The following is a 14,846-nucleotide window of genomic DNA, read 5'->3' on the forward strand; positions in this document are numbered from 1 at the left end:
TATTCTATTATTCAACAACTGCAGGAAGAATCTTGAAGTTGTTAACGTCTACTAGACCGAAATCAGTAATCTTCCAGTCTGGTGAAGTTGAAAGACCTACGAATGAAAGGTGCATGAATGGTGCATGAATCTTACATCCTAGTTCGTTCTTAACTAGAGCTTCTAGTTGAGCAATCTTAGCTGAAACTTCGAATCCGTTAAGTTCGTCAGTTATAAGACCTCCAACTGGTAGTGCAAGTTCGTCAATTACTCTACCGTTGTTAGAAACAGCAATTCCACCCTTAAGTTCGATTACTCTGTTAGCAGCAATCATCATATCCTTGTAGTTTGTACCTACAACTAGGATATTGTGAGTGTCATGAGCGATTGATTCAGCGAAAGCACCAGTCTTAAGACCGAATCCATTGATAAATGCCTTACCAATGTTTCCGTTTCTTCCGTATCTTTCTAGACAGCAGATTGGAAGACAGTCTTGAGCTGTATCAGCAACAACTACACCGTTGTTTACTCTTACGTTGAATTCCATCTTACCAGTTAGGTTTTGGTCTGGAATAACTTCCATTGCTCTAACTGTAGCAGTTGAACCATTTGCAGCTATTTCAAGATCCTTTTCAGTTACAGGACCTCTCTTAACTGAGTTCTTGCATGAATCTGGGTAAGTGTAAGTTGGAAGGTCTATTAGAAGTTTTCCTTCAGCAGCTACTAGCTTACCTTCGATAAATACAGCATCAACAACCATGTTGTTAAGGTCACTGATGATAGCAATGTCAGCAAGTCTTCCAGCTAGAAGAGCTCCTCTGTCATTGAATCCCCAGTAAGTTGCAGGGTTAATTGTAACCATTTGAATAGCTTCAACTGGATTAACACCTTCTCTGATTGTTCTAGCTACGATATCGTTCATGTGTCCCTTCTTTTCAAGGTCTTCAGCAACCATATCGTCTGAAGCTAGGATAAGTCTTCTTGAGTCTAGTCCTTCTTCAGTTACAGCCTTGATACATTCAGCCATGTTTCTTTGAGTTGAACCTTCTCTCATGAATACGTAAACACCTTGTCTTACCTTTTCTACACATTCATCTTTCTTAGTTGTTTCGTGGCATGAACAAGTTCCTCCACAAGCGATGATGTGAGCTGCAAGGTCGCATCCAAATAGATCTGGAGCATTACCGTCAACTGGCTTTCCAAGTGACTTAGCGTATTGAGTTGATGCTACAAGGTCATCAATAACTTCTGGAGTGTTATTGTAAACGTGTTGAGCGTTACTGAACCCTTGAAGTTCCCCAATACCTAGTATGTTTGGATAGTTTAGAAGATCTTCCATGTCCTTTGAAGTTACATCGTATGATGCAGTTTCAAGTGTTGGACAGTCTGGAACTAGAGCTGGAACTTGAAGTTGTACGTGGTTTGGTACAACTGAACATTCATCAGCCATAGCCTTCATTCCTATTGGTCCTAGTGAGTTACCAATTTCATGTGGGTCTGCAACTAGAGTTGTAGTACCTGATGGAATTGATAGTCTTGAGAATTCTGTTACTGTAAGCATTGAGCTTTCAAAGTGCATGTGTGAATCCATAAATCCTGGTGAGATGTACTTACCTTGTACATCAACAACAACAGTGTTTGGTCCAACTAGCTTTGAAGCGTCCCCAACTACAAGGATGTATTTCCCCTTTATAGCTACGTCTGCTACGTAGATTTCTCTTGATATAACGTTAATAACGTTACCATGGTATAGTACGATGTCTGCATGATCCTTATCGCCCATTAGAACATCGATTAACTTTCTGTATTCGATTGATTCTTTAAGTGACTTCATGTTAAGCATTTTTAGTGCCTCCCCTCAATTACTTCTCAATGGAGCTTCTGTCTACATCAACGTAGTCAATAATACCAATTATAGCTGCATCTATTGCAGAATCAGGCTTTTCAGCAGCATTTCTTGATGCCGTACCTGTAGTGAACATCACAATTTCACCAATACCTGCTCCAACAGTATCTACCATTATAATTGGATCTCCATTAGCTTTTAGGTCTATGTCAAGTGGTTGAGTAAGCATTAGCTTACTTCCCGTTAATGTTTCATCTTTCCTTGTCGCTACAACGTTTCCTATTACTTTTCCTATATTCATAGTTTTCTCCCTTTACCCGTTTTGCCTTACTATATTTATACTAAGATTTTTAGCTGCTTCTTGAGCTAGTGAAGTTATAATTGCTCTTAGTGGAACAGTTATAGTGTCTCCTGCTGCTCTTTTTAGAATGTCCTTTTCAGTTATGACAGGTCTTTCTATAGCACCTTCAAATTTAATACTTGAGTTTTTCTCAGAAGTAAAGCTCTCATGGATTGATTTTGAAAGGTTTAAAGTTGAAATAGGTTTAACACCTAGTCTCTTTAACTTATCAACATAACCACTCATCATTTGAAGAAGCATTTTAGACTTAGCTTCCATGCCTCTATGAGTTGTCATATCATCCATGTTCATAAAAAGAGTCTTTCCTTGCCAAAGGCTTTGCCATAAAAGCATTGATATAAAACTATCTTGTAGTCCAAGTGAAAGTTTTATTGCAGTGTTTTGTGTTGCTATTGGTACAACTACCGCATCAACATTTTGAACCATCTCAAGATAGTTCATCTTGTCCTTTGCAGTATAAAGGCTACGTGGATTTAAAGATCTAAATCTTTCTTCCCCAAACATAGACTCAGCACTTTCAGAAATAGCAACATCAATTGTATATCCAAGGTCTTTAAGCTTTTTAGCTTCACTTAGTGATTCCTCAAAACCTAGGTTGCTACCTGTAAAAACAACTAGTAACTTTGTATCATTTTTAGGAACCTGTGGTGCAAATATTTGAGTACTTTGTACCTGATTACTTGCTACTGATTTAACTTCTATTCCTGGATATGCTCCCCTAGTTACCTTTATAGATAACTTTTCAAGTATATCCATGGTCATTTTATTTTTATTCATTATTTATACCTCTTCTCAGCTTACGCTGCCATAATTCCTTATGACAGCACAAGTTTATAAAAAGATTATTCAGACTTAAGAATTACTCTTTCTACTTCTGAGTGTGGTCTTGGGATTACGTGAACAGCGTGTAATTCACCAACTGATCTTGCAGCTTCTGCTCCAGCATCAGTTGCAGCCTTAACAGCTCCAACGTCTCCTCTTACCATAACTGCTACTAGTCCCCAGCCAATTTTTTCGTATCCAACAAGTGCTACGTTAGCAGCCTTTACCATTGCATCTGCTGCTTCAATAGCAGCTGTAAGTCCCTTAGTTTCGATCATTCCTAAAGCTTGTCCTGTTGCCATAATAATTTACCTCCTCAATTTAAAAACAATTTAATTAAATTGTTTAATGTAATTTAATTTATTCTACACTAGAATGTGTTATAAATTATTTCTTGTTTTTCTTATCATTTTTATTAGATGACTTTTCATCTGTAGTAGCTTCTTCAATATTTTCTTCAACTTCTTCAACAACTGGTTCTACAGTTGCTTCCTCAACTACTGATTCTTCCTTAACTACTTTTTTTTTTAGGTTCTTAGCGAACTCATTGATAAGCATGTCAAGTTCTTCATGTGGTCTTGCAAGTACGTGTGAAGATACTAAAGTTCCTACTCTAGTAGCTGCTGCTGCGCCTGCTTCTACTGCTGCTTTAACAGCTGCAACTTCTCCAGCTACATTAACTACAACACTTATTGCCTTGTTAACACCAATAACCTTGTCATAACCAACAAGAGTTACATCTGCTGCTTTACAAGCTGCATCAAGTGCAGTAATTGCAGTTCCTAGTCCTATTACTTCTATTACACCTAGAGCTGATCTCAATGTTTCATCCTCCTATATCTTACTTGAAAAAGGAGTTACTCTTGCCAATTGAGTTAAGTGATATTTTTGGTACTAAGCTATCAATTCCTAGTGCATTAGCTATCACACTCTTTTTTACTCCAGTTTCTACCTTTACTGTAGTTTCTACAGGCACATCTGTGCTTTTTTTACACTTAGCTGCAAGTTCATTAAGTGTAACTGTAGTACTCTTCTTTGCATCATATGATGCAGCTGCAGCCTTAGGAGTTTTAACTCCTCCAATAAGGCTTTGAATATCTACCTTTTGTCCTAGCTGTGGATTACTTGCCACAGCAGGTTTTGCCATACTATTAAGTACTTCAGATGCAGATTTAACGCTGCCTGAAGCATTACTTGGCTTTATCATTTCGCTTAAACTTACCTTCTTGCCACAATTTCCTCCAAGATTTGAAGTAGCTTGTGATGCAGAAGTCTTTGAAGCTGATGATACATAACTGCTAAGGTTTTGTGACTTATTTAGTAAGCCGACAAGCATATTTTCTTGACTTTGATTAAGTCTTGAAACGCTTGAAGAACATTTAGCAGTAGTTTTATCTGAAAAGTTTGACTTATTAACAATGTTCTTAAACATTGCTACACTAAGTAGATCTGCCATTTTATCACCACCATTGACTACTGATTAATCATTTTATCTACTTCATCATGAGGTCTTGCAATTACATTTGTTGATATAATGTCTGCTATTTGACCTATAACTTCAGAAGCACTTTCAACAGCTGCAGTTACAGCAGCAACCTCGCCTGATACTATAACAGCTACTATTCCTGAACCTACATAGTTGAAATCAACAACATGTACGTCAGCTGCCTTAACCATAGTATCTGAAGCTTGGATAGCAGCTACTAAGCTTTTAGTTTCAACTATTCCTATAGCTTGCTTCATACTAATTTACCATCCTTATTATTTATTGATTCCTGGAATGTACTTTTCGATGTCTACACCGTTTTCGAATCCTGGAATATACGCCATTGTAAATAAACCATGTGGATCATTTAAAGGCTTAGTTGCATCTATACCCATTTTGTCTGAAACTCCACGGTATACATGAGATGCTTCAAGTCCTGAACCATTAGCTCCTGGAACTATTACAACATCTTGAGCTGCTTGAACTCTTGATGCTAGTGCAAGTTCTACGCTCATTGGATCATATATATCAATATCCTCGTCAACTATAACTACATGCTTAATATCGTAGCAACTTCCAAGTGCCGCAAGTATTGCTGCCTTTCCGTCACCTTCTTTTTTCTTCTTGATTGACACTACAGCATGTAATCTGCATCCACCACCTATAGTGATGTTAACATCTTGAACATCTACCATGTTCTTAAGTGCTCCGTAAAGCTCAACTTCTCTGATAAGTCCGTTAGCAAGATGTTCTTCTCTACATGGGAATGCATGTTGGAATATAGGATTATTTCTATGCATTATACATCTAACTTCCATAACTGGGTTAGGTGCTGTTTCACCATAGTATCCCATAAGTTCTCCGAATGGTCCTTCTATTTCACGTCTGTTTGGTAGAAGAACTCCTTCGAATACCATTTCAGCAAAAGCTGGAACTTCAAGATCTACTGTATGACATTTAACAAGTTCAAGTGCTTCACCTCTTAGAGCTGAGTCTACTTGGTGCTTGTCAAGTCCGTATCTTCTTGAACCAATTTGTGATGCTAAAAGGTAAGTTGCATCATATCCTAGTACAACAGCACATTCTAGAGGTTTGTTGATCTTTTCGAATTCAGCAAATTGCTCTCTAAGTGCTGGTGAGTGTCCTGAAATTAGAGCGTTAATTATATTTCCACCTCTAACTTGGAATCTACGTACAGCCATATGAGTGTATCCTGTTTCAGGATCTCTAACTATAAACATACCAGCTGTTAAAAATGCACCTGAATCACTATCATGTGAAGTTGGAGCTGGGAACATTCTTGGTATATCTATATTTCTAGTAATAATATTTTCCTTAATAGGTCCATCATTTACTATTCTTGCTGGTTGAGGGTTTGCAATAGCGTTCATATACTTGAAGATTCTTTCTTCAGTATTAGTATTAGTTAGCTTATGGTATAAATCACGGTTACCATAAAGACCACCTAGTACTGGCATATTGTATCCCTTAACATTATTAAATAGTATTGGCTTTTGATTATTAAAGTGAGATAGTACTGCTCCTAATTCAAACTTAGGATCTACTGGTACGTTGCAAACTTCAATTTCGCCTAATTGTTCTAATTGTCTCATTGTTGCTCTTAACATTTGAGTTTCCATTATTGTTCCTCCTTCCTAAGCTTCTTCTCCCCATCTCTTTAAGAGATTGTGTTCTATTCCTAATTGATCTAATATCCTACCTACTATAAGGGCAACTATATCCCCTATAGATTCAGGCTGGCTATAAAATCCTGGAGAAGGTGGAAGTACTGTAACTCCAAGTTTAGAAAGCTTTAGCATGTTTTCTAAGTGAATTGTGCTAAGAGGCGATTCTCTTGGAACTACAATTAACTTTCTATTCTCCTTTATGCTAACATCAGCAGCTCTTGTTAGCAAATTGTCAGATAGTCCATAAGCTACAGATGCTACTGTTTTCATTGAGCATGGTACTATTACCATAGCGTCTGTTTTGAAAGACCCACTGGCAATAGGCGCAGCAAGATTTTTGTTATCATGATAATAAGTGGCAAGCTTTTTTAGCTCATCTAATTTAATACCACACTCGTGTTCAACAACATGTTCTCCAAGTGTTGAAACAACAAGATGGGTTTCTATTCCAAGTTCTTTTAAAACTTTCAAAAGAGCTACACCGTAGATTGCTCCGCTGCCTCCTGAAACTCCTACAATAACTTTCATAGATTTTCCCCGCTTTCTGAAAGTTTCCATATAATTCTATAAGGAAATAATGCCCACCCATAAGGGCAGGCATATTTTCACCTTATATAGGTAAATTTAAATTACTTAACTTCGTTCTTTTGATCTCCAGCACCAGCCCAAGCGTCAACTCCAGCGTCTATATCAGCTGTAAATTGATCGATTGTAGTAAGCTTAGTGAAGATTGAAAGGTCAACTAGACCACTTTCATGTTGAGCTTGAGTCTTTGAGTGGTTACCGTCAGTTAGAGTGATTACTCTGTAAGCGTTAGCTAGAGCGTCAGCAGCAGTTGATCTACAGCAAACGTTAGTCCAAACACCAGTGATAACAACTGTATCAAGGTTTTCTTCTCTTAGGTATAGGTCTAGGTCAGTGTGTTGGAACGCACTGTGTCTTCTCTTAGGAATGATGTATTCACATCTTCTGTCTTCTGGGTAAAGTTCCTTTATGAAATCTGATCCATGAGTTCCCTTTATAGCGTGAACTGGTCTTACTCTGAAGTCAGCATCATGCTTTCTGTGAGCTTCTTGGATGTGGATTAGATGAACATCATCATGTCCAGCGTCCATTCTAGCTCTAGCCCATTTGAAAAGCTTTTGTAGGTTAGGAACGATTTCTTCCCCACCTGGACATCTTAGTGGTGCGCTTTCTCCTATAAAGTCGTTAAGCATATCGATTACACATATACCGTATCTTGCCATTATAATTTTCCCCTTTCGATTGTAAAAAATTTATATAAATTTATTAAAAACTTATAAACTTAAATTAGAATGTTGTTGGCTTGTATTCAATGAATCTAAGCTTTCTTTCAAGCTTATCTTCGTTTTGTCTTGGAATGAAGTTACCAAAACCAGCTTCTGAGATGATTCCAGTTCCTTCTTCGTATACAAGGTGTCCTCTTACGATTGTCTTGTTTACTCTACCCTTTAGCTTAATACCTTGAAGTGGAGTATACTTGTTTTGCATGTATGAGTCCTTATCATCCTTGTCTATAGTCCATTCCTTGTCAAGGTCAATTATAGTAAGGTCAGCGTCTGATCCTACTTGCATTGACCCCTTCTTAGGATATAGTCCATAGTGAATAGCAGCATTCTTTGAAAGAATTTCTACCATTTTTTCAAGAGTTATCTTTCCATCGTTGAATCCGTTAACAATGATTTCTACCATTGTTTCGATTCCTGGGATTCCTGGGAACGCAGTCCAGATATCTCTTCCAGTCTTTTCAAGCTCTATGTTGTATGGAGCATGGTCTGTAGCGATAAAGTCTACTGATCCATTAGCAAGACCTTCCCAAAGCTCAGCATTGTCCTTCTTAGTTCTAAGAGGTGGAGCAATCTTAGCACATGCATGGTATTCAGTCATTGCATCTTGAGCGTTGATTGTTAGGTAGTGAGGGCAAGTTTCTGATGTTACATCAAGACCTCTCATCTTACCTTGTCTGATTAGCTTAGCTCCGATTGAAGTTGACATATGAACTACGTGGTATCTAACACCTGTAGCTTCTGATATGCTGATTCCAAGCTCGATAGCTACCTTTTCAGCAAGTTCAAGTCTAGCGTCAGCCCAAGCTGGTCCGTCTAGTCTTCCTTCTTCCTTAAGCTTGTTAACGTAGAAGTCACACATAGCGAAGTTTTCAGCGTGAACACCCATTGAAAGACCTGTTTCAGCAACAGCCTTAGCAATTTCAAGTAGTTCAGGGTCTGTAACTCTTGGGTATGTAGGCACTGAAGGTGTCATGTATACCTTGAAAGCTACTGCTCCTGCATCTGCTTGATCCTTAACAACGTGAAGTTGCTTAAGTCTTACGTCTTCACCAGTTACTCCACCCCAAAGTGCGAAGTCAACGTGGCAATGTTCTGACCAGTATTCCTTCTTCCAGTTGAATTGATCAACGTTTCTAGCTGAAGGAACTGTACAGCAAGGCATGTCGATAACAGTAGTTATACCACCTCTAGCTGCTTGTTGTGAACCTGATTCAACTGTTTCTCTGTGGCTGAATCCTGGATCCATAAAGTGAGTATGTGAATCGATACATCCTGGAAGTACTAGGTTTCCAGCTGCATCAATAACGTTTACTGCGTCAATTCCATCGATACAGTTAACAAATCCTGCGATTTGTTCATCCTTTATAAGAATGTTAGTAACAACTGTTTCGTTAGCATGTCCTTGAGGTATTCTAGCGTTTTTAACAATAACATCAAACTTCATAAATAAACCCCCTCAAAATTTTAAATATTTATATTAAACTACTTCAAAATCCAAGATAATCTTATGATAATCCTATGATTTCTCCGCTTTCAAGTATATCCATACCATTAGCTGCTGGAACCTTTGGAAGTCCTGGCATTGTCATGATATTTCCAGTAAGTGCTACGATAAATCCTGCACCTGCTGATACTCTTACTTCTCTTACAGTGATTCTGAATCCTGTTGGTGCTCCAAGTAGTGTTGGATCATCTGAGAATGAGTATTGAGTCTTAGCCATACAGATTGGCATCTTGTCTAGACCAAGTTTTTCAAGTTCAGCGATTTGCTTCTTACAATCTGAAGTGAAGTCAACTCCGTCTGCTCTGTATATAGTAGTAGCGATCTTTTCGATCTTTTCTGGAATGCTTAGGTTTACATCGTATAGTGGTGCAAAGTTTGCTTCATTCTTTTCACAGATTTCAACAACCTTCTTAGCCATTTCAACTCCACCTTCTCCACCGTTAGCCCAAACGTCTGAAAGAACAACGTCTGCACCCTTAGCGTTACAAGCATCTTCTACAGCCTTAAGTTCAGCTTCTGTATCTAGTGGGAACTTGTTGATAGCAACAACTGCTGGTACTCCGAACTTAGCAACGTTTTCAATGTGTCTTTCAAGGTTAGCTACACCCTTCTTAACAGCTTCAACGTTTTCAGCAGCTAGTTCAGTCTTAGGAACTCCACCGTTCATCTTAAGAGCTCTAACTGTAGCAACGATAACTACACAGTTTGGCTTAAGACCAGCGAATCTTGACTTAATATCAAAGAACTTTTCAGCTCCAAGGTCAGCACCGAATCCACCTTCAGTTACTACGTAATCAGCAAGCTTAAGAGCAACCTTAGTAGCAAGAACTGAGTTACATCCATGTGCGATGTTCGCGAATGGTCCACCGTGGATGAATGCAGGTGTGTTTTCTAGTGTTTGAACAAGGTTTGGCTTAACAGCATCCTTAAGAAGAAGTGCCATAGCTCCTGTAGCTTCTAGTTGACCAGCTGTAACTGCGCTTCCGTCCTTAGCATAAGCTACGATCATCTTTGAAAGTCTTTCCTTAAGGTCTGACATTGATGTTGCAAGACAAAGAATTGCCATTATTTCTGAAGCAACTGTGATATCGAATTGTGCTTGTCTTACGAATCCATCACCATTTCCACCAAGACCGATTATAACGTTTCTTAGTGATCTATCGTTCATGTCGATAACTCTCTTCCAAACAATCTTCTTAGGATTGATGTTTAGAGCGTTTCCTTGGTGTAGATGGTTGTCAAGTAGTGCTGCTAGTAGGTTGTGAGCTGAAGTTATAGCATGGAAGTCACCTGTAAAGTGTAGGTTGATATCGTCCATAGGTACAACTTGTGCGTATCCACCACCTGCTGCTCCTCCCTTAACTCCGAAGCAAGGTCCTAGTGATGGCTCTCTAAGAGCTGTGATTGTTCTCTTACCAATTTTGTTAAGACCCATTGAAAGACCAACGTTTGTAGTTGTCTTTCCTTCTCCAGCTGGAGTTGGGTTGATAGCTGTTACAAGAACAAGCTTAGCATCTTCCTTATCTTTTTGTCTTTCTAGAACGTCTAGAGAAACCTTAGCCTTATACTTTCCGTATAGTTCTAGTTCATCATCTTGAATTCCAAGGTAGTTAGCCACTTCAGTGATTGGCTTCATTTGAGCTTCTTGAGCTATTTGAACGTCTGTTTTCATTATAAAAGCCTCCTATGCGTTTTAACTTTTTATCTAAAAATCTGTGTCTTAATTACTATTTAAGTAACAATTAACCCATTAGGTGGTATTCTAGAATTTGTTCCTTATTGAATCCTTCTAGAGCTAGACCGTATTCGAATGAGTTAAGAACGTAATCAAGCTTGATTGGTCCTACTAGTTCTGTACCAGTAACTGCTACTCCGTATCTTGCAGCTTCTGATCTTACAAAGTTAAGAGCTCTGTATAGTGGAGTTTGTGAACAGTCAAGCATGTTCATTGAAACAACAACTCCGCTTCTTTCTGGGAACTTAATTCCAACGGCTCTAACTGTTGAGAATCCACCTGATGGTCCTCTTAGTCCCTTAGCTATTGCCTTAGCTGTTGCAACATCTTCAGTAGCTAGGAATATGTTGAAAGCTGTTAGTCCTTCGTTATCAGCTGAAACGATTGTAGCTCCTGCTGTATCTGAAAGCTTTCCATCAACGCTTAGGTCTGGCTTTCTAGCTTCTCTATCAGCGTTTGATTCGTCCTTAAGAAGGTCTCTTAGTCCTTCGTATTGACCCTTTCTTATGAAAGCAAGTGCCTTTCTTTCTTCATTGCTAGCATTTTCAGCTGCGAAGAATATTGGCATCTTAGTTTCTTCAAATAGTTCATTACCAATTTCGTTTGCAATCGCGATAACTTCTTCTAATTCAATGTTTCTGAATGGGAATAGAGGAATAGTATCTTGTGCACCTATTCTTGGGTGTGATCCTGATTGCTCTCTCATATCGATTAGTTCATAACACTTCTTAGCCATGTTCTTAAGAGCTGTCTTAAGTGGAGCTGGCTCTCCAATTACAGTAACAACTGTTCTGTTGAAATCGTGTTCTGGTTCATAGCTTACAAGCTTAACACCTTCTACGTTTCTTACTTGATCTACTACTGCTTCGATAACATCTTGTCTTCTACCTTCGCTGAAGTTTGGTACAGCTAGTATATACTTTTTTTCTTGTGACATTTTGAGTTCCCCCTTCCAAAATTAAAAATTTATATCATAAATAAATTTTTATGCATTTATATATATGGTATGTATTCTAAGTGAGTATCATATACTATAAATTATATCGCGAAAATTAATCAATAACCAAGTGTAAAAATATGACAAAATACTTAGTAAACTTTATCCAAGTTATTTTTATCCTTGTTATGTAACTTTATTCACGCAAATTATGTAGTGTAATATACTCGATTATTATTTTAGCATATAATTTAAAAAATGATAACCCTTATATAAGTAATATTTTTATATTTTAAGTAACAAGAATTAAATACCAATTTCTTGGTGTATTGACGAGTTTAATATTTCTATTACAAGGATACCATAAAAGTCAGCTTTTCCGCTTGTATATATACTACAAAATTAAACCTATATATTATTTTTATATTGTTTTCTTTTGTGTTGACTTCACAATAAGGTGTAAAAATCAAGTAAATCACTTGGATTCTAAGTTATATATTGTTTTATTTAGAAATTTTAATGCCTTACAATAGTAAAATTGACTTTTATAACTTTTTAATATAGGGTATACTTTCTATAAAGAACTTTTTATAGAATAGTAGTATAATTAAAATTAATATATCACTTTTATCCAGTTGTTTCAATTAGATAAAAAATATAAAACTATTTACAAGGAGGTCTACTAATGGCTTTAAAACTTATCGATTTATCTCAGGAAATTTACGAAGGAATGCCTCTATTTGGTATTCACCAAAAAACTTTCTTCATGACAAACCAAACTCATGAACAAAACATGGCTGCTACTGGAAGCAAGACTCTAGGTTTCTATGCTAGAAACATTCTTATGAGTGAACACTGTGGAACACATAGTGACGCTGTTATAGAATACAAACCAGGCGGAGCAAGTATTGAAAATATGCCTCTTGACTATTACTGGGGAAGTGCTATTTGTCTAGACTTTTCACACAAGAGATATCCAGACTACATAGACATTAAGGATTTTGAAGAAGCACTTGCATCTTCAGGTCTTGAAATTCAAAAGGGTGATATCGTTCTAATGTACACAGGAAACTACAACAGAAATTATGGAACAGATGCTTACACAGATAAGTACACTGGTATTAGCTATGATGCTGCTAAGTGGCTTGCTGAAAAAGGTGTTGTAAATATTGGAGTTGATGCACCAGCTATCGACCAAACTCCAGATGATCTTGATTTCTCAGGTCACCTTGTTTGTGCTGAATACGACATAACAAATACAGAACACCTATGTAACCTTGATCAAGTTGCAGGTAAGAGATTCCTATACATTGGTCTACCTCTTAAAATAAGAGGCGGTACAGGTTCACCTATCCGTGCAGTTGCACTTGTAGAAGAATAAAATATATTCAAAATGCTGTTGATAGATTTCTTATCAACAGCATTTTTTATTTCTTTAAAAGCATCTTTATTTTTAGTGCAATTTCTAAATTCAATCTATCCTTTGCATTTTCAAAGTTTACCCCTGTTATTTCCTTAATTCTACTTAGTCTATAAAGAATAGTATTATAGTGGGTAAATAACGCATCTGACATTTTCTTTAAATTTCCATTATGTTCAAAATAAGCTTCAAGAGTTTTAACAAGTTCTGTAGATTTTTTTGAATCATATTCTACTAGAGGTTCAAGATTCATCTTATAGAATTTCTCGATCTCTTCTCTTAAGTTTTCTTGGCATAGGATTTTGTATATACCAAGATTTTCGAAATAAACTATATTCCCTTCTCCTAAGATTTCTCCTGCTGCTATAGCCTCTAGAGCATCTTTGTAACTTTTATATGATTTTTCAAGACCTAGATAGCTTCTTCCAATTCCCATTTTAAAACTAAATTCAGAAAATCTCTTTTCAAACATTTCATTTACAAACTTAACAAACTCACCTAAAGAATAATTTATCTCTGTATCTTTTTTAAACGAAAGTAGAACAATAATACTTTCCGTCTTTCCTGCAACTATTCCTTTTAATGATAAATCTTTAAATGATTTTTCTATAAAATGCACTATCTTTGTAATGTTTTCTTGATTATTACCTCTACTTATATCATCCTTTTTATAGACTTCATCCTTTATACTTATAAGGATTATAAGCGACTTATCCTCTATACCAATATCAAAAAAAGATGCCCTCTCTAATGCTTTTTCACTTCTTCTTTCTTCTATTGATAGAAGATCATCTAAAAACTCCGCTCTATATTTATTCTCAACTTCTCTTATTGATAGGTTTTTCAAAACTTCCAAGGCTATGGTAGTTGATGCAGACTCTAAAATAGATATATCTATTCCCTGAATTGATGAGTTAATTCCCCAAGCAAAAACATGTCCGTATACATTATTTTTAATTGTTATAGGCATAACAACCCTTGAAACATGAGCCCCTCTTATAAATTCTTTACTTTCATATATATTGTTATCAGTTATTTTCATTATGCTTTGGTTAAACCCCTCAGCATTTTTTATAAGTACACTTTTTATGGATAAATCTTCACTACTTGACTTATATATAGATTTTTCTGGAAAGTCAAGTTTTACAAATATAGGATTTTTAATATGGTCAAATATAACATTTGCCATATCCTCAACACTAGCTCCCATAAGTATTGCGTTTGTCATTTGCTTATGAATACTTTCTATTTTTTGTAAAATATAAGCTTGTCTATTAAATATTTCTCTAAAAATAGGGGTAATTATATCCGAAAGTGCTGTTGCATAATAAAGATCTATTATAGGAAACTTTAGTTCATTGGCTAATTGAATTACCTCATCTGGAAGACTATTAAGATAAGGATATATTTTAATTCCTATACCTGCTAACTTTTTCTTAGAGCATTCTTTAATAAGATTCATTTGTTCTTCCATATTATCAGCATTAAAAGAATATGCTGTTGTTAAAAGAAGTTCCCCCTCATCAACCCAGTTAAGAACATCTGGATCTGCCATTACATTTACCTGTGTAATAATATTATTCTCTCCTCCAGAACCTGCCACAAGTCTTGATTCTTTCATACATTCCATTTTCAAAATATCATCAATTGTAACTCCATTTTTTATCATTACACTCATCACCTTTATAAGTATTCAATCATTCTTTATCTATCATTTTTCTAATAGATTAAAGATACCATTTAGTCAATAAAATATCA

General features: G+C 36.5%; 15 protein-coding genes. 1 reads left to right on the plus strand and 14 read right to left on the minus strand.

Annotated features, from left to right (window positions below):
* Window positions 1-7: 7 nt before the first annotated feature.
* The 13 genes from CLCY_RS05915 to ftcD all read right to left on the minus strand — a co-directional run bounded on the left by CLCY_RS05915 (window position 8) and on the right by ftcD (window position 11,668).
* Entirely contained in the window at window positions 8-1,822 is a 1,815-nt protein-coding gene (locus tag CLCY_RS05915; protein ID WP_048570202.1) for an adenine deaminase, read from the minus strand.
* A 19-nt stretch (window positions 1,823-1,841) separates the two neighbouring features.
* The gene (locus CLCY_RS05920; protein ID WP_048570203.1) at window positions 1,842-2,126 is read right to left on the minus strand and encodes a EutN/CcmL family microcompartment protein; all 285 of its coding nucleotides are present in this window, start codon (window positions 2,124-2,126) and stop codon (window positions 1,842-1,844) included.
* A 12-nt stretch (window positions 2,127-2,138) separates the two neighbouring features.
* Complete coding sequence (locus CLCY_RS05925) at window positions 2,139-2,963, minus strand: flavoprotein (protein WP_048570204.1); 825 nt, start codon at window positions 2,961-2,963, stop codon at window positions 2,139-2,141.
* Window positions 2,964-3,028: 65 nt separating this feature from the next.
* Window positions 3,029-3,310: a propanediol utilization microcompartment protein PduA gene (gene pduA, locus CLCY_RS05930; protein WP_048570205.1), complete on the minus strand. Its 282-nt coding sequence runs from the start codon at window positions 3,308-3,310 to the stop codon at window positions 3,029-3,031.
* 85 nt (window positions 3,311-3,395) lie between these two features.
* Window positions 3,396-3,830, minus strand: coding sequence for a BMC domain-containing protein (locus tag CLCY_RS14070; protein WP_048570206.1), 435 nt, complete (start codon window positions 3,828-3,830; stop codon window positions 3,396-3,398).
* A 19-nt stretch (window positions 3,831-3,849) separates the two neighbouring features.
* The gene (locus CLCY_RS05940) at window positions 3,850-4,464 is read right to left on the minus strand and encodes a hypothetical protein (RefSeq protein WP_048570207.1); all 615 of its coding nucleotides are present in this window, start codon (window positions 4,462-4,464) and stop codon (window positions 3,850-3,852) included.
* Between the two features lie 17 nt (window positions 4,465-4,481).
* Window positions 4,482-4,751: a BMC domain-containing protein gene (locus CLCY_RS05945; RefSeq protein WP_048570208.1), complete on the minus strand. Its 270-nt coding sequence runs from the start codon at window positions 4,749-4,751 to the stop codon at window positions 4,482-4,484.
* 18 nt (window positions 4,752-4,769) lie between these two features.
* Window positions 4,770-6,134, minus strand: coding sequence for a UbiD family decarboxylase (locus CLCY_RS05950; RefSeq protein WP_048570209.1), 1,365 nt, complete (start codon window positions 6,132-6,134; stop codon window positions 4,770-4,772).
* 15 nt (window positions 6,135-6,149) lie between these two features.
* Window positions 6,150-6,710 carry a UbiX family flavin prenyltransferase gene (locus tag CLCY_RS05955; RefSeq protein ID WP_048570210.1) on the minus strand — a complete coding sequence of 187 codons (561 nt, stop codon included), beginning with the start codon at window positions 6,708-6,710 and terminating at the stop codon, window positions 6,150-6,152.
* Window positions 6,711-6,811: 101 nt separating this feature from the next.
* A complete protein-coding gene (locus CLCY_RS05960; RefSeq protein ID WP_048570211.1) occupies window positions 6,812-7,429 on the minus strand; it encodes a cysteine hydrolase family protein in 618 nt (205 codons plus the stop codon).
* Between the two features lie 64 nt (window positions 7,430-7,493).
* Entirely contained in the window at window positions 7,494-8,936 is a 1,443-nt protein-coding gene (locus CLCY_RS05965) for a dihydroorotase (protein WP_048570212.1), read from the minus strand.
* 61 nt (window positions 8,937-8,997) lie between these two features.
* Complete coding sequence (locus CLCY_RS05970) at window positions 8,998-10,668, minus strand: formate--tetrahydrofolate ligase (protein WP_048570213.1); 1,671 nt, start codon at window positions 10,666-10,668, stop codon at window positions 8,998-9,000.
* A 70-nt stretch (window positions 10,669-10,738) separates the two neighbouring features.
* The gene (gene ftcD / locus CLCY_RS05975) at window positions 10,739-11,668 is read right to left on the minus strand and encodes a glutamate formimidoyltransferase (RefSeq protein ID WP_048570214.1); all 930 of its coding nucleotides are present in this window, start codon (window positions 11,666-11,668) and stop codon (window positions 10,739-10,741) included.
* Between the two features lie 685 nt (window positions 11,669-12,353).
* Here ftcD and CLCY_RS05980 point away from each other — a divergent pair.
* A complete protein-coding gene (locus CLCY_RS05980) occupies window positions 12,354-13,049 on the plus strand; it encodes a cyclase family protein (protein WP_048570215.1) in 696 nt (231 codons plus the stop codon).
* A gap of 46 nt (window positions 13,050-13,095) precedes the next feature.
* On the opposite strand, the gene CLCY_RS05985 is transcribed toward CLCY_RS05980, so the two are convergent.
* Window positions 13,096-14,757, minus strand: coding sequence for a PucR family transcriptional regulator (locus CLCY_RS05985; RefSeq protein ID WP_048570216.1), 1,662 nt, complete (start codon window positions 14,755-14,757; stop codon window positions 13,096-13,098).
* Between the last annotated feature and the right edge of the window lie 89 nt (window positions 14,758-14,846).

The sequence above is a fragment of the Clostridium cylindrosporum DSM 605 genome, assembly GCF_001047375.1.
Classification (GTDB): Bacteria; Bacillota; Clostridia; order Clostridiales; family Caloramatoraceae; genus Clostridium_AB; species Clostridium_AB cylindrosporum.

Bases quoted from the DNA above. Each gene is read 5' to 3' on its own strand.
- CLCY_RS05965 (WP_048570212.1), bottom strand. From the start codon at position 8,936: ATGAAGTTTGATGTTATTGTTAAAAACGCTAGAATACCTCAAGGACAT.
- CLCY_RS05960 (WP_048570211.1), bottom strand. From the start codon at position 7,429: ATGGCAAGATACGGTATATGTGTAATCGATATGCTTAACGACTTTATA.
- CLCY_RS05985 (WP_048570216.1), bottom strand. From the start codon at position 14,757: ATGATAAAAAATGGAGTTACAATTGATGATATTTTGAAAATGGAATGT.
- ftcD (WP_048570214.1), bottom strand. From the start codon at position 11,668: ATGTCACAAGAAAAAAAGTATATACTAGCTGTACCAAACTTCAGCGAA.
- CLCY_RS05970 (WP_048570213.1), bottom strand. From the start codon at position 10,668: ATGAAAACAGACGTTCAAATAGCTCAAGAAGCTCAAATGAAGCCAATC.
- CLCY_RS05940 (WP_048570207.1), bottom strand. From the start codon at position 4,464: ATGGCAGATCTACTTAGTGTAGCAATGTTTAAGAACATTGTTAATAAG.
- CLCY_RS05945 (WP_048570208.1), bottom strand. From the start codon at position 4,751: ATGAAGCAAGCTATAGGAATAGTTGAAACTAAAAGCTTAGTAGCTGCT.
- CLCY_RS05950 (WP_048570209.1), bottom strand. From the start codon at position 6,134: ATGGAAACTCAAATGTTAAGAGCAACAATGAGACAATTAGAACAATTA.
- pduA (WP_048570205.1), bottom strand. From the start codon at position 3,310: ATGGCAACAGGACAAGCTTTAGGAATGATCGAAACTAAGGGACTTACA.
- CLCY_RS05925 (WP_048570204.1), bottom strand. From the start codon at position 2,963: ATGAATAAAAATAAAATGACCATGGATATACTTGAAAAGTTATCTATA.
- CLCY_RS05955 (WP_048570210.1), bottom strand. From the start codon at position 6,710: ATGAAAGTTATTGTAGGAGTTTCAGGAGGCAGCGGAGCAATCTACGGT.
- CLCY_RS05920 (WP_048570203.1), bottom strand. From the start codon at position 2,126: ATGAATATAGGAAAAGTAATAGGAAACGTTGTAGCGACAAGGAAAGAT.
- CLCY_RS05980 (WP_048570215.1), top strand. From the start codon at position 12,354: ATGGCTTTAAAACTTATCGATTTATCTCAGGAAATTTACGAAGGAATG.
- CLCY_RS05915 (WP_048570202.1), bottom strand. From the start codon at position 1,822: ATGCTTAACATGAAGTCACTTAAAGAATCAATCGAATACAGAAAGTTA.